The following is an 18,499-nucleotide window of genomic DNA, read 5'->3' as shown; positions in this document are numbered from 1 at the left end:
GTACTTACCTACTTTATTTTACTTTTTAACGAATAAATCATCTTTTGAATCTCAAGAATTTTAAAGTGAATATCCGAAAAAGTATCTGCAGAAATGTAATCTAAATCAAGACACAAATAAAACAATGTTTCAACTTCAAAAGAGGAACCATTTGCAATATCTAAAAATCGAGAGAAATCCTTATTTGAATTTCGACCTGCTCCTTCAGCAATATTAGCCGGAATTGAAACACTAGCTCCTCGCAATTGAGAAGTAATCCCAAACTGCTCCGAAGATGGCAAACCTTTAGTTAAAAAATATACTTCTTTAACTAATACCCTTGATTTCTGCCAAACTTTCAATTCCTTAAACTTATGCATGATTTTATTACTTTGTACTCATTACTCTGTACTGATTACTCTGTACTAATATCTATTTATTTAAAACCATCTCGTTGAAGCCTTGCAATGTCTCAAGCACATTTGAACGTACATTAACAAAGTGCTTAATGCCTTTGGCTTTTAGCTCGTCGGCACAAGCAGGTGCACCGGCAATTACCAATGGCGTATCACCCAGCAATTCGAATGCTTTTGGTGCAGCTTCGGCGTATTCATCATCAGCGCTACAAAGCACTACAATGTCAGCTTTGGCGGCTTTGGCGGCTTCCACACCTTCCTCAATGGTTTTGAAGCCCAGGTTATCCTGAATTTCGTAACCAGCGCATCCGAAGAAGTTACCCGAGAACTGTGAGCGTGCTAAGCGCATCGCCAGGTTTCCGTAAGTAAGCATAAATACTTTAGGACGCTTGGCAGCCTTTTCGGTAGCTAAACGCAATGCTTCAAACTCATCGGCAGCGCGGAACAAGGTAATGGGCTCCACTTCTTTGTCGCCTTCACACGAGGTGCACACCTTCTCCAGTTTAGAGAAATCGATGTTGTTTGAGATGACCTCACCTGTATTAGGATACTGGTTGGTACCTAACAAGTTCTCACGACGGGTAGCTACTGCCTTACGACGCTTATCAGCTGTCTCATTAACAAGACCCTGAATGAATCCGGCCTTCATAGCAGCAATGAAACCACCTTTTTCCTCAACCTCAACAAACAAAGCCCAAGCTTGCTCAGCAATGCTATTGGTCAGGTTTTCGATGTAGTACGAACCGGCTGATGGGTCAACAATCTTAGAGAAATGTGACTCCTCCTTCAATAACAACTGCTGGTTACGAGCTACACGCTCCGATAGATCGGTAGGATCCTGATAAAGTGCGTTGAATGGAAGAACCGTTAATGACTGCGTCCCACCCAGTGTGGCTGACATAGCTTCTGTTTGGGTACGCAACATGTTTACGTTAGGATCAAAGATGGTTTTGTTCCACTCTGAAGTCTCGCTATGAACATGCATCTTGCACACCTCAACGCCTGTTGGCTTGTAGGCCTCAACAATCTTCGCCCACAACAGACGACCGGCACGCAACTTGGCAATTTCCATAAAGTAGTTACCGCTAACACCCATGTTGAACTTGATGTTGGCAGCTGCCTCGTTAATGCTCATGCCCCGCTCGGTAAGCTGCGACAGGTATTCGTTACCCATGGACAAGCCAAAGGCCAACTCCTGCACGATAGATGCACCGGCATTGTTAAAATGACGTGAGTTAACACCAATGGTCTTAAATTGCGGGAAGTTTTTAGCCACTTCGGCCACTTCTTTAACCGCATCCAAAGCCTTGTCGGTAGCACAGCAGGCCTTACCTTTAATAGTCAGGTCGCCCAGCGGGTCAAAATTAATCGAACCCTTCACTTCAGCGTGGGTACGGTTCATCTTGTTCAGAACAGCCACCACGGCAGTTACCAACTCCTTATTACCGCAGCATGCGTTGAAGTTGATTTCCACATCGTCAGAGATGATGTTCTTCAATAATACTTCGATGTTGGCTTCTGTGATAAGCCCTTTGTCTTCGATTACGAAACCGATACTGTCAACACCCTTAGTCAGGACTTTTAAAGCTTTCTCGTTCGCCGCCTTCACATCTTTTACCACAATATCCTGACGCACGAACCATTTGTTCGACTTTGCATTGTTACCGCGTACATACGGGAACTCGCCAGGCTGGCTCTCAAGATAGTTGATTGATGTAAGGTCCTCAGAACGATAGAAAGGCTGAACGTTGAACCCTTCATTGGTTCGCCATACCAGCTTCTTTTCAAAATCTGCCCCTTTCAGGTCTGCCGTGATTTTATCCATCCACTCTTGTGTGGATATTTGTGGAAAATCACTAAATAACAGTTGTTTTGTTTTATCTGCCATAATATAACTGTTTGTTTTTTCCAAGCCGCAAAAATAAGCCTTTTGTTGATATTAAATAGAACTTTTAAGTGTTTTTAATACTGTTATATAGCATGATTATCAATAATATATACCATTAACTTCATACTTTAGCTGCCTACATAATCTCTCCAACTCATAATCAATCAGCAAGTTATTAAGGTTAAAATTCTTTAATAATTAAGACAACACCACTACACATACCTTTTAACTAAAAGCGTTGAATTAAAACCACGCCGATAATCAGCAGGATAATACCAAAGATACGCCCTGGCGAAATAGCATGAATACTAACATTAAACATACCGTAGTGATCAATAATAGAAGCCACAATCATCTGCCCTCCAATAGAAGCTCCCAACATGGTGGCCACACCAATCTTAGGAATCAGGATAATGGCGGAACTAACGTAAATAGCGCCCATGGCTCCCCCAATGAACAAATAAAGTGGAATTGCTCTTATGCTTTCCCGGGCCGGCAATTCTGTCTTTGCCATAATATTGATGGCCAACAACACCAATGTGCCTACAAAAAAATTAATGAAAGCCGCCTGAAAAGGACTTTTAAGAAAGCCTCCCAATTGCGAATTGATGCTTCCTTGCACTGCCATCAGGCCACCAATTAACAAAGCAATACCAGTAAGTATATATTTTAAATACATAAAATCCAGGTTGATAAACCGACTTGCAGAAAAGTCGGAAATTGCGATGTGCAAGTTAAGGGAATAAATACAGAGACGCAAAGCTTAATGAAGAAGAGAATAACAGGGATCGAAGCTTACTCGTCATTATGCGAATCAAGATGCGAACCCAAGACCTGATTGATTTAAGGATGGTATCTTTGATGAACAGCTCACATATTTAAGCTACGATCCTGCGGACTGCGGACTTTATGCAAAGCACTTATCATTACGATCCAAAAATAAACACTTTAAGGATCGTATCTTTGATGAACAACTCCATTTTTAAGCTACGATCCTGCATAACCTGATCCCTTTGAGCATAAAAAAATCGCACCAAAAAATGATGCGATTCTATATGATCATCCGGACAACGGACTTTGTTCTTCGGACTCCTTTATCTTACTTCCGAACCTTCCTTCACTGCGTTAGCAGGCGCCACAAATTCCAGCTTGCCGGTAGCATCTTCGGCCATCAGAATCATACCCTGCGACTCGATACCACGGATCTTACGGGGTGCCAGATTTACCAGTATGCTCACCTGCTTACCAATGATGTCTTCAGGCTTGAAGAACTCAGCAATACCTGAAACAACTGTTCGCTGGTCGATGCCGGTATCAACTTTTAATTGCAATAATTTCTTTGTCTTGGCCACCTTCTCGGCCTCGAGGATGGTACCCACACGAATGTCCATCTTCACAAAATCATCAAATTCGATGTTCTCTTTAGCAGGCGTGGCGGTTTTATTAGCTGCCTCATTGTCAATTTTAGTCTGTGCCAATTTATCAAGCTGTGCCTGTATGGTTTCATCCTCTATCTTTTCGAACAACAACTCCGGCTTGTTAATTTTATGCCCTGTTGCCACGAAATCTAGTTTTCCACAATCGGCCCATGTTAAACTTTCAAGGTTCAGCATGCTTTGCATTTTCTTAGCCGTAAACGGCAAGAATGGCTCAATCAAAATGGACACATTGGCCGTAATCTGAAGCGCAATATTCATGATGGTTTTCACACGCTCTGCATCGCTCTTAATAAGTTTCCAGGGCTCGGTATCGGCCAGGTATTTATTTCCTAAACGTGCCAGATTGATGGCTTCTTTCACTGCCTCGCGGAACTTGAAGTGATCCAGAGCATCTTCCACCTTCTTCACCAAAACAGGAATCTCATTTAAAGTTTCCTTATCATAGTCTGTCAATTCGCCTTGTGCGGGCACCGCACCATCGTAGTACTTATGCGTTAACACAATAGCACGGTTAACAAAATTACCCAGGATGGCTACCAATTCGTTGTTATTACGTGCCTGAAAATCCTTCCAGGTAAAGTCGTTATCCTTGGTTTCAGGGGCATTGGCCGTTAGTGTATAACGCAACACATCCTGCTTATCTTTGAAATCAACCAAATACTCGTGCAACCATACCGCCCAATTACGCGATGTGGAAATCTTATCACCTTCCAGGTTAAGGAACTCATTGGCCGGCACATTCTCGGGCAGTATATAACTACCCTCTGCTTTTAGCATGGACGGGAACACGATGCAGTGAAATACGATGTTATCCTTACCAATAAAGTGTAACATGCGCGAGTCTTCACTCTTCCAGTATTTTTCCCACTCAGGCGTCAGCTCTTTGGTGGCCGAGATATAACCAATAGGTGCATCAAACCACACATACAGCACTTTACCATCGGCTCCTTCAACAGGCACAGGCACACCCCAATCCAAATCTCGGCTTACGGCGCGAGGCTGCAGGCCTAAGTCAATCCAAGACTTACACTGCCCATATACATTTGATTTCCATTCTTTGTGCCCTTCCAGTATCCACTCTTTTAAAAAAGGCTCGTGCTTATCCAGTGGCAGGTACCAATGCTTGGTGGTTCTAATCACTGGTTTGCTGCCTGACACTACCGATCGTGGATCAATCAGGTCGGTGGCATTCAACGAAGTACCACAGCTCTCACACTGATCGCCATAAGCACCTTCGCTCTTACACTGCGGACAAGTACCTGTGATGTAGCGATCGGCCAAAAACTGACCGGCTTCCTCATCGTAATACTGCTCGGACTCCTTTTCAACAAACTCGCCTTTGTCGTAAAGTGTCTTAAAAAATTCGGAAGCCGTTTCGTAATGAGTTTTACTCGTTGTGCGCGAATACACGTCGAATGAAATACCAAACTTCTCAAAAGAATCCTTGATGATACCGTGAAACTTATCCACCACATCCTGAGGTGTGATACCTTCATTTTTTGCCTTCAGTGTAATGGGCACTCCATGCTCATCGGAACCACCGATTAACAAAACATCTTCATTTTTTAAACGCAGGTAGCGCACATATATATCAGCTGGCACATAAACTCCTGCTAAATGACCAATGTGAACAGGTCCATTGGCATAAGGTAACGCTGTGGTTACCAAGGTTCTTTTGAAATCTCCCGCTTGTTTCATTCTGCTTGCAATATTTTATAGGTCGTTTCCAACCTGATGATCCATGCTAATGCTTTAACTGCGCAAAGATACAATAGTCGACTAGTTTTTTGGTCAGTAGTCGATAGTTTATTTCCTATAAATTTGAATATCAACAAGACAAAGAAAAAAAACGACTTGCTTTTGCGTCTCCGTATATGTATCCGTATTATTGCAGAAAGCTCCCGCCGATAATGCAGGTATTCGCAGATAAAACTTTTTACAGCTATATACTATGCGTTTATACACGGAATGTGCAGCAAATAAATAAGTCATGAAAATCGTTACCGGCTAAAGCCTGTTAAATATCAAACTTATAAGATGATACTCCCAAAACCACTGAAGAAAGGCGACACCATAGGCATAGTTGCACCGGCCGGTAAAATAGCTGCCGAAGCCATCCATTATGCCGAGAAGCTACTGCATAGCATGGGCTATCAAGTGGTGCTGGGTAAAAATGTGTTCAATACTTTTCACCGTTTTGCCGGCAACGATGCCCACCGTGCGGCCGACTTGCAGGAAATGCTTAACCGCACCGATATTGATACCATTCTGTGTGCACGCGGTGGCTACGGCACCTTGCGCATCATCGATAAAATTGACTTTACACACTACCGTAAGCAACCCAAGTGGCTGGTGGGCTTCAGTGATATTACCGTACTGCATGCCGCCTTGCAAAACTGCCTGGGAATAGCTTCTTTACATGGCCCTATGCCGAAGAATTTCTGTGATAAAAGTAAAGAAGACGAAGACCTGGTCAATCTTTTTAAGGTGCTGCACGGTCATCGGCCAGCCTACACCATAAGGCCGCATGATCATAACCGGATAGGGGAAGCAGAAGGTGTACTATCGGGAGGAAACCTTGCTTTGCTCTATGGGCTGCGCGCCACTCCTTACGATACGGATCCGCAGGGTAAAATTCTGTTTATCGAAGATGTGGGCGAACATCTTTACCATCTGGATCGCATGATGCACAACCTGAAGATCAGTGGATTTTTAGCCGACTTAAGCGGCATGGTAGTGGGCGACTTTACCGAGATGAAAGATAACGACGAACCTTTTGGGCAATCGGCATATGACATTATTAAGGCAGCTGTGGACGACTATGATTATCCGGTATTATTTGGTTTTCCGGCAGGTCATAGCCACCTTAACCAACCCCTTATTATGGGACACAATGTTAACCTGCAGGTAACTGACGATGTTTGCCAATTAATATTTTAACGATGGCACAACATAATGAATTGGGCAAAACCGGCGAAGCAATCGCAGCAGATTATCTTGAGAAAAAGGGATTTGAGATATTGGAGCGCAACTGGCTATACAATCACAAAGAAATTGATTTAATTGCCATGCATGGCAATTATCTGGTGGTGATAGAGGTAAAAACACGCACTACGGATGGCTGGGAAAATCCCAAGGAGGCCATTACCAAAAGTAAGATACGCTTTATTGTGGAAGCCACCGAGGCCTATATCAATGAAATGGATATTGAGAACGAGGTGCGCTTTGATGTGGTGACCCTGATACCCAACGGTGATGACTGGGTTATTGAGCATATTGATGAAGCATTTCATCCGACCTTGTAAAATAAAGCTAATGACTTATTACTGTTAGCACTATATGTTAAAACAATGGCATTCATAAGAAAAGCATACAACAGCTTCATCCTCCTTCCCCACGGCTTTCTTCTTACACCTTCTGCCTTAAAACTAACTTACTTATATACTAAATCACTATCTTACCAACTCACTATATCATCAAATTATGAACATTGAAGAATTTAGAGACTACTGCATAAGCAAACCTGTCGTAACGGAATGCTTCCCTTTCGACGAGGTAACACTTGTATTTAAAGTGGCCGGAAAGATATTTGCCCTTACCAGTCTGGACAAGGATTTTGCCATTAACTTAAAATGCGATCCCGAGCGAGCCATAACACTTCGCGAAACCTATCCGGCCATACAACCGGGTTATCACATGAATAAAACACACTGGAACACCATAAATGTGGATGGTTCCATTGACGAAGATCTTTTAAAAGAACTAATTGACCACTCCTACAATCTGATTGTTAACAGCCTTACAAAGAAGGCCAGAGCAGAAAATGGACTATAACACAAGTGGAAGGAGACAAGACAAAAAAATCCTGATACTTTAATCGTGATACGAAAAAATGAAGAAACTCGCCAAATACTTTTTTCAGGGACTACTGTATGTGGTACCCCTGGCTGTAACTCTTTATGTAATCGTGTTTGCCTTCCTTTGGCTGGATGGTCTCCTACGCGATTTATCCATCTTTCAAAGGGCACCGTTTGTGGACTTTAACTTTCCCGGACTGGGACTGCTGGCCATCCTAATCATTATTACCTTCATCGGCTTTATCGGGCAAAAACTAATCACCTCGCCCATTGAAAACCGTTTTGAACGCGGCCTAAAGAAGGCTCCGCTAATCAAAGTGATCTACAGTGCGGTGAAGGATCTGCTATCGGCCTTTGTGGGCAAGGAACGTAAATTTGAAAAGCCTGTACTGGTCACCCTCGACGAGGCCGGTGTAATGCAACGCTTTGGTTTTATAACGGCCACAGAACTAAAATCCTTGGGTATCCACGATAAAATAGCTGTTTACCTGCCCAGTTCTTACGGTATTTTGGGCGAATTATATGTGGTTCCGGCCAAACATGTTCAACTCATCGATGCCCATCCGGCCGACGTGATGAAATTTATCGTCTCCGGTGGCGTTGCCAAAATCAAATAAGATGATTCGCTACTGTTTACTAATGCTCACGATCGTTTTCTGTGAGGCCTCCGCTCAAAAATTTCAGCAAGAGGGATTGGCCTCCTACTACGCCAATAAATTTGAGGGACGGCCAACAGCCAGCGGAGAACCTTTTAGCAACCATAAGCTAACGGCAGCACACCCTACCCTGCCCTTTGGCACCCGTCTGAAAGTGACCAATCTAAGCAATCAAAAAACAGTAGTGGTAACCATTAACGACCGGGGGCCCTTCGTGAAAAACCGCATCATCGACCTTAGCCAGCGAGCCGCACGGGAGTTGGGCTTCCTGCAGGCCGGCCTTTGCAGGGTGCGCATTGAAAAAGTAATGTCTGAGAACAAAAAGACAGCTCCTCCCAACAAACTCAAGTCAAAGGATGCTACACTGGAAAATCATAAAATATCCCCACATATAACCCTGCCTAAAAAACAAGAAAAGCATACATCAAAATAAGCGACTATCCGGGTATAGCGGCACTGATCCGAATGCAAGTGCGGTCATCTTTAAATAATTAAAAAGGACAGGATACCTGTTTCCCATTTTCGATAGTTCAGCATTGATTGTATCTTCGCTGCATAAACTCCAAAAAACGATTGAAATGAAGAAGTTATTAATACTCCTTTCAGCAGCAGTACTTACAGCCTGTAACCCCCTGGCAAAACTGCCCGGCCTTCAGGAAAATGCTACCAATGCTTTTGACAATGGAAACTACGAGAAAGCATACACGCTATATGCCGAATACATCAACCTGGCCAATGACAATAATGCCATCCTTGATGAATCCATACTTATTAATCAGGCCCACACTTGTGCAAAGTTGGACAAAATAGACGAAGCAGCATCCCTTTACGATCAGCTGCTGCAAGACGAGAATAACATCGACCTACTAATCGACTATGCTCAGATGCTACAAGATGCTGGACGTGAGGATGCCGAATTAAAGCTGTGGAATGAGCAAGCTGATAAGATAAAAGAGGCAAAGCTGCAAAGCTTAAAAACAGAGCGATTGATCGCCTTAAATGCCATTCAAGAGAACCACAATGCAGTGATTGAGGTTTTTGAAAACAAAGGCGATGTAAGCGTGACTAAAGAAGCACACCTGGCCTATGTAAACGCCTTGTCCGGTATTGAAAAAGAAGTGGAAGCCGCCAAAGCTTGTAATGATTTACTGAAAACACACCCCAACTACCAGGATGCCCTTGAGTGGAAAGCCAAATACTACTATAACAAAGCCGAAGAACGATATAAATACGAGATGGCAAAATACAACAAAAATAAGAATGCCACTTCCTACGCTTATCTGCGTCGTGATTTAAAAAAGATTTCGGTACACTATCGTATTGCCCGTGATACTTTTATTAAGCTGCACGAGATGGATCCGTCGAATCGCGCTTACATGAAATACCTCAAGAACGTATATCTGCGCCTCGATCAGAATAAGGAAGCTGCACAAATGGATAAGCTGCTCAAATAAAAAAAGAACTAAAACTGCCGGATTATGAAATTTCCGGCAGTTTTTTTACATGAAAATCTTACTCTGTCATTAACTCAACCTTTCAGGTATCAGCGTTTCCTCTTCTTCCTTTCTCCTTTGTACGGACTATGGTAACAAGGTATAGCACCAACACCTTTCTGCCTCATTGCCTTTTCTTCTTTTTCTCCATTACGCACTGGCACAATACTCAAACCCAAGCGAAGGCTTAGGTTGCGCTGCTTCTCCAGTCTAAAGAGGCCTGGCACGTTATCGGCCACGGCATGCAGATGAAACATACCGAGTGCTAGTCCAATTCCCGCTCCAATATTCAAATAATCGCCATTAATGGCCGTGTAAGAAAGCGAGGCATTCAGGGTTTTATACTCCAAGGTATTGACTGAGAGCGTAAAGGCAGGCACCAACTTATTACGCAATATACGCCCATAAAATACAGTGCCGGCATTTAAGTGAGGCCTTAGTTTACGCGTGGCTCCCAAATATATTTCTGGTGCGAGCCGTGTAGTAAAGCGCTCACTATTGGGCGATGGTAAAAATTGACCCCGCAGACTGTCGGCCAGCGCCTCGGCATAATCGCCTCCATTAAAATCAGTGGAAGAATCGGTGCCGGTGAAGGCAAAGGTACCCGACGAAACAAAGGTGTTTAGTGAAGTCTTCCAGGCAATGAAGCCAAGGTTAAGCAAGCTACCCGAAAAAGTGGTTTTATCGTCATAACGATAGATGAAACCCAGATCAAAAGATACCCCCATATTGCGTCGGTTCATAAGGTAATCCTTCCAATCAATATCCTCTTTCCAATCAATATGATCAACATAACCCTCTGCATCCATTCCAACCTCTATGGGTAAAGAGGAGTGCACCCGGCTATCCAGATTAATCAAAAGACCAAAGTTGTTGGCATTGGTGCTTATGCCACCTTGAGTGCGGGGCGTATATACGGCTCCTTTACCCCATAAAAGGTGGGCACGCAGTCCAATACTCCAACGCGCCGACATATTGCGTGCAAGACCCAGGGCATAATCGCGATAATGATACGCATTGGCACGCAAACCATCCAGCGAGGCTTCGCGTCCCACAAAAGGTGTGTTGCCATACCAGGCCAGCCGGGCAGCCTCACGCGGTATCGTATTAAACGATGTCACCTTCTCGCTTAACGAAATGCTCACCCAATTCTCCTTCACCCAAAAACCAACAAAAAGGGGGGTGTAATGAATCGATGACATCACAGTCTCCGTGGAATTGAAACCATTAACAACAGCATCAAAATTGAGATAAAAAGAATCCACAGCGGCATCGTATCGAAGCCCTTCATCCATTGAAAAAGCACTGTTAGCATAACTAGCATGTATAGATGCCAGCGCCGGAACTCCAATAATCCAGGGCATGGAACCACTCACCGCCGGATTAACAAAGCCGGCTTGCGGCACGTCGTGCATCAAAAAGAGTGTAAGATTTTGTTGCGCCACAAGCAGCCTGCTCATTAACAACATCAGTATGATGATATGAGATCGCTGTTTGCTCATTTAATCGTCGTTAACAGGTATTTCCAAACGAGCCTGAATCCCCAGGGCAGCATACAAATTGTAATCAGGAAAGTTATTTACGATATCACTGCTAAGTGGCAGATCATTAACACGCGCAACAATTACCAGTTGACGAGCCAAAAGCAAGGCATCGATCTGACCGCTACTTAGAGGAACCTGGTAGGGATATGGAATACTATGCTGCTCCTTAACCAGCCGCCCATCTTCGGCAATAGCAGCCGCTTTAACCTCAATGGGTGATGGAATAAGGTACACATCCCATCCGTTGTCGTCAATGAAATACAGGTCAACATCAATGATAGCCGGATAGCCGTTGGTAATATCAAACTGCAAGAGGAGATCGAGAATATGCTGACGCTCACCCAATGATCCGCTCATATCAAAATACAAGGTGTCTCGCTCCTGCCAGGTTAAGCTTGTATCGGTTTCAGAAGGTGGCACAGGCAGCTCCCCCATATCATCGTATTGAAGACTTAGCTTACCCAGTGGCACAGAAAGCGATGGCCGATAATGGAAAGAATCAGATATCCGATCGCTATCAATATCGGTACAGGCCACTAATAGCAAGGCGACAAGAAATAATATGCTCAGACTTAAACGCATGGAATCTACAACTGTTTTGAAAAGAGAATCGCTGACCTTGATTTTTTCTTTTCAAGTTAGCTATAATTTTCAACAGTCGCCCAATTAAAACACACAGCAAAGGTGAAAATCAGGAACACATCAGGATGTGCAGCTTGCCTACAAGGCTGCGCTCCTATAAAACCTATTCATCAATTTCTTTTACGCGACCTACCTGCCCATCACTCAGGCGAACCTTAATACCGTGTGGATGATAAGCACTTTTTGTAAGAATATCTTTTACCACGCCGGCCGTTAACTGCCCACTTCGTTGGTGCTGCTTAAGCACAATCTGCACCTGCACACCCGGTTGAATATTATTGCGTTGTCTTCCGTCCATAGTTATTTTTACTCATTTGCACCCACCTGCTAATAAACATTTCATTTATTCCATCTCAAGCACTTTCAAAAAGAAACAAAATTAGCTACTATGCGTCAGGCTCCTTTCGGTCTTTAATCAGTCCGTGCAGCAAGGGGTTGTCATACATTATTTTTTGATCCTTCTCAAAATCGTAGAGCGTTAGCTCGCGCAGCCGGTAATAAGCCATCCAATAGGTCTCCAGAGAATGGATATAATCGCGCTTGGCCTTTTCTCGCTCCGACAGGGATATGTTAAGATCAGTGATGCTAATCTCGCCATTCTGAAATTTCTTTAGGGCAATCTGATAGCCATTACCTGCCACATTATCAGCCTCACGGGCAATCTCCAGCTGTTCTTTGAGCAGGCCGAACTGCTCCACCTGAACGATCACCGTACGTTCAAAGTCCTCGCGGTCGCGTTCAACATCAAACACCACCAAGTCGCGTTTACTCTCAGCCAGCTTTACGTTAGATGATGATTTACCCCAGTCGAGTATGGGAATAGAGAACGACAAGCGCAAATACTTCTGCTTGGCAGGTTCGTCATAAATACCGGGCCAATCATAAGCGATGTTAGAAGTACCATAGCTCCCGTGCAAAGTGGCCGATAAGCCATTGCCCCGCTTGGCCTTGGTTAGGTTACGATCAGCCTCAATTAAACGGCGTTTATACTGTGTGGTTTCCTTCCGGTTTTCAAGTGCCTCGCTCAATGCCTTTTCCGGATCCACCTTAAACAAATACATATTCAAAGGCATCACAAGGTCAATTTTGGTGTTCTGATCGAGGCCAATGTATGATTTCAATTCAAAGTCGGCATTTTTAAGATCCATACTGGCCTGTGATAATGACTTTTGCGCCGTAAGTACCGACAAGCGAATACGCGAATAGTCATTCTCGGAGATGGTACCCAGGGCGCGTTTGGTCTCTGCAATACGCAGGTTATCCTCGCTGTTGGCCAGGTTATTTTCGGCCAACTTGTAGTTTGTTTGCACCTTCAGATACTCAAAAAAATGCCAGGTGGCATTCCGGGATATCTCTTCAATAGTCTCGACAAAATCTTTGCGTGCCTCGTCATATACAAGGGGTTCTGTTTTTAACGACCATTTCATCCAGTTATAGGCAAACACAGGTTGAGTAAATCCTATCTTATAAGGATCACCCGAGAAGCTGATCTCATCTTTTAGCAAATCCTGGTTGCGTATCACAGAACTACTGACATATATTTTTGTTCCCGTTTGCGGTATGGATTGTTTCACCGACAGATCAACATTATTATTAAAACGTCCCACTTCCCGGAATTCAATACTACCATCGCCCTGCTTCACCGGCTCAGTACCCTCGTAGTAATTGGGCAAGTTACCCGCCACCACCAATTGTGGTCTAAACTGCGCCTGAAAATTCTTAAAACGCCAGAAATAATTCTCATATCGGTTTTGTGCATAACGCACCGACGATGATTGGTGAATAGCCAGATCAATAACGTTCTGAAGCGATAGATTTATGGATCCCTCTTCGGTTTTTTGAGCACCCGCCTGCATACCGAGGGATATAAGAATGGCGAGTAAAACATAATTTCCTTGCCTCACCATTTTTAATTCTTTAGCCGATTAATACTTATTACTGCATCATTACCCACCGGCGAAACGGTAGAGATAATTACTTCATCACCTTCCTTCAATCCATCTTTTACCTCTACATACTCATCGCTTATCATCCCCAGTGTTAAAGCTTGCTTCACAGCAGAATCACCGCGCACCACATAGGCATTTTGATTTTCTTTTGTGCTCAACATCGCTCCTCTTTTGAGGCGCAGCACATTGTAACGCGCATTTTTCACCACCTTAATATTCACTTTTTGATTGGGTATCAGCTTAGTACTTTGCTGATCATTAAGATAAACCGAAAACTGTAGGTTGCCATCTTCCAGCTTGGGTAATATACTGGCAATACGTCCTTCCAATCGGGCAGTATCCACCATCACATATGCTTTACGTCCAGCTTTAATCATGTTTTTATGGCGGGCATCAATGGTGGCGTTCACCTTAAATCGCGTCAGATCCGACAAGTTCACCAATAGTTTATCGCCCTGTATCTTCTCACCTTTCTTACCATGAATACCCAGCACAATGCCATCGGAAGGTGCCTTGACCTCCATACGTTCCAGCAGATCCTTTTGCTGCACCAGCGCCTTCTGCTGCATCTCTATTTGCAGCAATAAACCTTTTTCATCGGCTGCCAATTGCTGCAATCGAATGGCATTTTTCTGCTGTACCAAATGCAGCTCTTTCTCAGCCAATACCAGCTCCTGCTTGGTCTTATCAAATCTTGCCGGCGATATACCTCCTACCTCAAGCAACTGCTCCTGATCGGCCAACACGGATTTAATAGATGATATTTTTAGTTTTTTTGTCTCAATGCTATGCGCCAAATCGGCTTTGGTGCTACGTGCTGCCAGTTGGGTTTTCTCCAGGTTATTCTGCTGCACCGCCAACTGATCTGTTAGCTCATCAATCCTTTTCTCAACAGCCTTCGTGTTAAGCACAACAATCGTTTCCCCTTCTTTTACCTGTTGGCCGGGTTCCTTCAATATATCAGTGATAATACTTGCTGCAGGACTCAGTAACAATACTTCATTGGCAGGCTCAACAAATCCTTCTGTAGTCTCCCAGGTCTCAATATTACCCTTATCAACCACATAAGTTTCATAAGTACCCTGACGCGTCTTTGTTTTGCAGGAAGCAACAAGCAGGCAGACCATAATTATGACAGACAAGTTGCTTCGATGGATTTTTAGATGATTCATGCGACTTAGTTAGTTATAAAAAGTGCTAAATGGATTTGTGATAAAGGCGATTCACAAATTTAACAGATACTTTGAATTTTTAACGGGATAATCGTGTTCAAAATGCCCTAAGATAGTACAAAACGCACCTTTCATAAGCAAAGCTGGTAATAATGAAACAGGTAGCTCTACTAATTTTTCGAGTTCACTTTGAGCATTAAAATCAGCAGAATAATGTCACAGAATAAAATAACTACCGAGTGGATAACTCGCGCACCCGTGCCGCCACCCTTTCCATTAACCAATGGGGTGTTGAAGTAGCCCCGCACACACCCACTTTTGAAACAGAGCCGTGAAGCCATTCTGCCTTTACATCATCTTCAGAAGAAACAAAATATGCGTTGGCATTCATCTCTTTGCAGGCAGCAAACAAAACTCTGGCGTTGCTACTCTTTTTCCCTCCTACAAAAATGAGCAAAGGATAGTTGGCGGCAAAGCCTTTAATCCGCGGCACACGACCGGTAACCTGCTTGCAGGTGGTATTGTGCCATTGCACATCGGCCTTACTGCGTACTTTAATTGCCTTAACAAGTTGCTGAAAGGCTTCTGGATTCTTCGTTGTTTGAGCAAACACCTCAATGGGTCTGGCGAAATCGAGCTGCTCAATCTCACTTTCATCCTCAATGACGATAGCCTCATTGTTGGTTTGCCCGCTAAGACCCACCACCTCGGCATGACCTCGTTGCCCATAGATTACGAGCTGACCGTTTTGCTTTTTTTGTAGGGCATAGGCCTTTCTAATACGTTCCTGCAGTTTTAGCACTACAGGACAAGTAGCATCAGTAAGCTTGGAACCAGTATTATTTACTTTAGCATAGGAAGCCGGGGGTTCGCCATGAGCACGAAACAAAACAGTGGCATCACTGTCGACAGTGCTCAAATCTTCTTTTGTAATAACGTGCATGCCCAAGGCCTTCAGACGTTCGGCTTCAGCTTCGTTATGCACAATATCGCCCACGCAATATACCTGATGCCCCTCTTCGAGCAGTCCACTTGCTGTTGCAATGGCTTTTTTAACCCCGAAACAAAATCCGGAATACTTATCAATATCTACCTGAATCATGGCCTATAAAAGCTTGCGTTGTTGCATCACGTCCATGATCCACCGAAGCTGCTCCTCCTTATTCAAGTGGCTGTTATCGAGCACCACGGCATCGTCAGCCTTTACCAGGGGACTCTCGACACGCGTGCTATCCAGATGATCGCGTTTTTTTACATTATCGAGGATAGCCTCAAACTCCACAAACTCACCTTTGGCTGTTAACTCATCATAACGGCGCTGTGCACGTATTTCAGGCGATGCAGTCATAAATAGTTTTAAATCGGCTGCCGGAAACACTACAGTACCAATATCTCGGCCATCCATCACGATGCCGCCTTGTTGCCCCATTGCCTGTTGCAACTCTACCAATCGCCTGCGAACAAAACCAATAGCGCTGATGGCACTTACATGGTTACTCACTTCCAGGCCACGGATCTCCTCTTCAACACTCTCCCCATTTAAGAAGGTTTCATTTTTCTTTTCCTGTGCGCAGTACTCAAAGGTAATGATGACATCATTTAAACGTCGCTTAAGCTCTTCTTCATCAATTTTACCATCTGCGATTAAGCCTTCCCTCATGGCAAATAGTGTTACCGATCGGTACATGGCTCCGGTATCGATATACACATAGCCCAATGCTTTGGCCAAATCTTTAGCAAGCGTGCTTTTCCCACACGACGAATGCCCATCGATGGCAATTATTGATTTTTTAGTCTGCATAGCTCTATTTTTGATGACTGCAAAGGTAAAAAATTATGCCCGAACCAAGACCTTGTTTTAGTTGGGTACTTTTAACTCAACGGGCACACGCAGCTTACGTGATACTATTGTTAAGCCTTTTAACGGCTCTGTTGGCTGCTGAAAGCAGCGCTCATGAACACCCTTGTTGTGCTTTAGTATGCCATGGGCTTCATCAATAAAAGCATTGAGGCGTTCACACGCAGAATTCTGAAGCCAATCTGCATCTTTATATCGTTGTGCCGGCAATACATAATACGCCATTTTTTCGCCCTTTTCGTCGCGATACACCCATGTCAGCTGATAGCTGGCATTCTTAACCCGTGTAAGTCCCATTTCTTTACTTAATGTAACAAATAAAAGGGCGGCGCCATCACGCGGTGCCGGTCGCTGATTGGAGATAAAGTTACCCATGCTATAGGCCACCAGTGTGGGCTGGTGATCTTTTGTCATCTCCATGGGCTGCAACACATGCGGATGCGAACCAATAATAATGCGGACGCCCTTATTCTGAAGCCAATGAGCAAGATCTCTTTGAGTACCATTGGCCTTGGTTTGATATTCCAGCCCCCAGTGCAGACACATGACAATCTCATCCACACCCTTGCTTCGTGCTTTGGCAATGTCGCGCGCCATAAGTGCCGTATCCAGCTGATTAACGATGTTGGGTGATTGAACAGGAATGCCATTGGTACCGTAGGTGTAGTTAAGAATGGCCAGACGAAAACCTTTAGACGCAATAATCAAAGGATTGTGTTTATTCCGGTCATCCGCGTTTTTAAACACACCCGTACGGGGCATTCCCTTCTCATCAAGGATATCGCAGGTACGTATCAAGCCCTTTCGGCGTCGATCGAGACAGTGATTATTGGCCATTACCACGGCATCGATACCGGCGTATTGCAATGCGTCAACCAGTGTGTCGGGTGACGAAAAAGATGGATAACCACGGTAAGGTGCTCCTGCCAGGGTCACTTCAAGGTTGGCAATTGCAATATCTGCACTTTCAATATCGTCCCTGATATATTGAAAACAGGATTTAAAATCATAGCGGTCGGCATTGCTTATACGAGCCCCTTCAATCTGGGCATCGTGCCCCATTATATCGCCCATAAAAACAAGGGTAAGTGTGGAGTCGTTGCGGGCAAACGCGGCGGTGCTCAAAAGCAGAAAAAGGCAAAAAAGGTAACGCATCGTTTATATTTTCCGCCAAAAGTAGTGCTATTCAGGGGCAAATAAAAATGAAGGAAAGGAAAGAGGCCCTAAACGCAAAAAACCTCTTACTCATTTCTGAATAAGAGGTTTCTCTAAAAAAAAAGGCGGCGACCTACTCTCCCACTTCTACGCAGTACCATCGGCGCTATCGGGCTTAACTTCTCTGTTCGGAATGGGAAGAGGTGGAACCCCGATGCAATAACCACCTGAATATTGTATTTAGCTGTTAGCCGTTAGTTCTTAGCACTTAGTTTTCCTAATAACTAATACCTAACACCTGATAGCTAATAACATATCAGCGCAAATCAAAATCATATCACCTAACGTAAATGTGTGTCAAGTATTTCTCGAAGAGAAAACTCTCTTGAAAGTTTCGGGTAATTAGTACTGCTCGGCTAACGTGTCACCACGCTTACACCTGCAGCCTATC

Annotated in this window: 18 protein-coding genes and 1 rRNA gene; 6 read left to right on the top strand and 13 right to left on the bottom strand. The window is 44.0% G+C overall.

Features of this window, described 5'->3' with window-relative positions:
- Positions 1–8 precede the first annotated feature (8 nt).
- From ACRD7A_RS09510 to metG, 4 genes are all read right to left on the bottom strand, one after another.
- The gene (locus ACRD7A_RS09510; protein ID WP_430812348.1) at positions 9–359 is read right to left on the bottom strand and encodes a four helix bundle protein; all 351 of its coding nucleotides are present in this window, start codon (positions 357–359) and stop codon (positions 9–11) included.
- 52 nt (positions 360–411) lie between these two features.
- On the bottom strand, positions 412–2,283 hold the full coding sequence (mutA, locus tag ACRD7A_RS09505; protein WP_430812347.1) for a methylmalonyl-CoA mutase small subunit: 1,872 nt from the start codon (positions 2,281–2,283) through the stop codon (positions 412–414).
- A 229-nt stretch (positions 2,284–2,512) separates the two neighbouring features.
- Positions 2,513–2,962 (bottom strand): DMT family transporter, encoded by a 450-nt coding sequence (locus tag ACRD7A_RS09500; RefSeq protein WP_430812346.1) that lies wholly within the window; start codon positions 2,960–2,962, stop codon positions 2,513–2,515.
- 415 nt (positions 2,963–3,377) lie between these two features.
- Positions 3,378–5,420: a methionine--tRNA ligase gene (gene metG, locus ACRD7A_RS09495; protein ID WP_430812345.1), complete on the bottom strand. Its 2,043-nt coding sequence runs from the start codon at positions 5,418–5,420 to the stop codon at positions 3,378–3,380.
- Positions 5,421–5,759: 339 nt separating this feature from the next.
- Here metG and ACRD7A_RS09490 point away from each other — a divergent pair, with 339 nt between their 5' ends.
- The 6 genes from ACRD7A_RS09490 (at position 5,760) to ACRD7A_RS09465 (ending at position 9,689) form a co-directional block, all read left to right on the top strand.
- Positions 5,760–6,662: a S66 peptidase family protein gene (locus ACRD7A_RS09490; protein WP_430812344.1), complete on the top strand. Its 903-nt coding sequence runs from the start codon at positions 5,760–5,762 to the stop codon at positions 6,660–6,662.
- 2 nt (positions 6,663–6,664) lie between these two features.
- On the top strand, positions 6,665–7,027 hold the full coding sequence (locus ACRD7A_RS09485; protein ID WP_430812343.1) for a YraN family protein: 363 nt from the start codon (positions 6,665–6,667) through the stop codon (positions 7,025–7,027).
- A 178-nt stretch (positions 7,028–7,205) separates the two neighbouring features.
- Positions 7,206–7,556, top strand: coding sequence for an MmcQ/YjbR family DNA-binding protein (locus tag ACRD7A_RS09480; RefSeq protein WP_430812342.1), 351 nt, complete (start codon positions 7,206–7,208; stop codon positions 7,554–7,556).
- A 58-nt stretch (positions 7,557–7,614) separates the two neighbouring features.
- The gene (locus tag ACRD7A_RS09475; protein WP_430812341.1) at positions 7,615–8,196 is read left to right on the top strand and encodes a DUF502 domain-containing protein; all 582 of its coding nucleotides are present in this window, start codon (positions 7,615–7,617) and stop codon (positions 8,194–8,196) included.
- A gap of 22 nt (positions 8,197–8,218) precedes the next feature.
- Entirely contained in the window at positions 8,219–8,668 is a 450-nt protein-coding gene (locus ACRD7A_RS09470; protein WP_430812340.1) for a septal ring lytic transglycosylase RlpA family protein, read from the top strand.
- A gap of 145 nt (positions 8,669–8,813) precedes the next feature.
- Positions 8,814–9,689, top strand: coding sequence for a tetratricopeptide repeat protein (locus tag ACRD7A_RS09465; RefSeq protein ID WP_430812339.1), 876 nt, complete (start codon positions 8,814–8,816; stop codon positions 9,687–9,689).
- An 89-nt stretch (positions 9,690–9,778) separates the two neighbouring features.
- On the opposite strand, the gene ACRD7A_RS09460 is transcribed toward ACRD7A_RS09465, so the two are convergent.
- The 9 genes from ACRD7A_RS09460 to rrf form a co-directional block, all read right to left on the bottom strand.
- Positions 9,779–11,230, bottom strand: coding sequence for a DUF5723 family protein (locus ACRD7A_RS09460; RefSeq protein WP_430812338.1), 1,452 nt, complete (start codon positions 11,228–11,230; stop codon positions 9,779–9,781).
- On the bottom strand, positions 11,231–11,854 hold the full coding sequence (locus ACRD7A_RS09455) for a hypothetical protein (RefSeq protein WP_430812337.1): 624 nt from the start codon (positions 11,852–11,854) through the stop codon (positions 11,231–11,233).
- A gap of 163 nt (positions 11,855–12,017) precedes the next feature.
- Positions 12,018–12,212 carry a YwbE family protein gene (locus ACRD7A_RS09450; RefSeq protein WP_430812336.1) on the bottom strand — a complete coding sequence of 65 codons (195 nt, stop codon included), beginning with the start codon at positions 12,210–12,212 and terminating at the stop codon, positions 12,018–12,020.
- A gap of 88 nt (positions 12,213–12,300) precedes the next feature.
- Positions 12,301–13,821, bottom strand: coding sequence for a TolC family protein (locus ACRD7A_RS09445; protein WP_430812335.1), 1,521 nt, complete (start codon positions 13,819–13,821; stop codon positions 12,301–12,303).
- A 2-nt stretch (positions 13,822–13,823) separates the two neighbouring features.
- On the bottom strand, positions 13,824–15,035 hold the full coding sequence (locus tag ACRD7A_RS09440; RefSeq protein ID WP_430812334.1) for an efflux RND transporter periplasmic adaptor subunit: 1,212 nt from the start codon (positions 15,033–15,035) through the stop codon (positions 13,824–13,826).
- A gap of 232 nt (positions 15,036–15,267) precedes the next feature.
- Positions 15,268–16,137, bottom strand: coding sequence for a 4-hydroxy-3-methylbut-2-enyl diphosphate reductase (locus ACRD7A_RS09435; protein WP_430812333.1), 870 nt, complete (start codon positions 16,135–16,137; stop codon positions 15,268–15,270).
- A gap of 3 nt (positions 16,138–16,140) precedes the next feature.
- Entirely contained in the window at positions 16,141–16,836 is a 696-nt protein-coding gene (gene cmk, locus ACRD7A_RS09430) for a (d)CMP kinase (protein ID WP_430812332.1), read from the bottom strand.
- 57 nt (positions 16,837–16,893) lie between these two features.
- Entirely contained in the window at positions 16,894–18,048 is a 1,155-nt protein-coding gene (locus ACRD7A_RS09425) for a CapA family protein (RefSeq protein ID WP_430812331.1), read from the bottom strand.
- 120 nt (positions 18,049–18,168) lie between these two features.
- A 5S ribosomal RNA gene (gene rrf, locus ACRD7A_RS09420) occupies positions 18,169–18,279 on the bottom strand.
- Positions 18,280–18,499: the final 220 nt, after the last annotated feature.

Source organism: Carboxylicivirga longa (genome assembly GCF_050589825.1).
Classification (GTDB): Bacteria; Bacteroidota; Bacteroidia; order Bacteroidales; family Marinilabiliaceae; genus Carboxylicivirga; species Carboxylicivirga longa.
The sequence above is the reverse complement of the archived record's forward strand: the minus strand, read 5'-3'. Positions and strand labels throughout refer to the sequence as shown.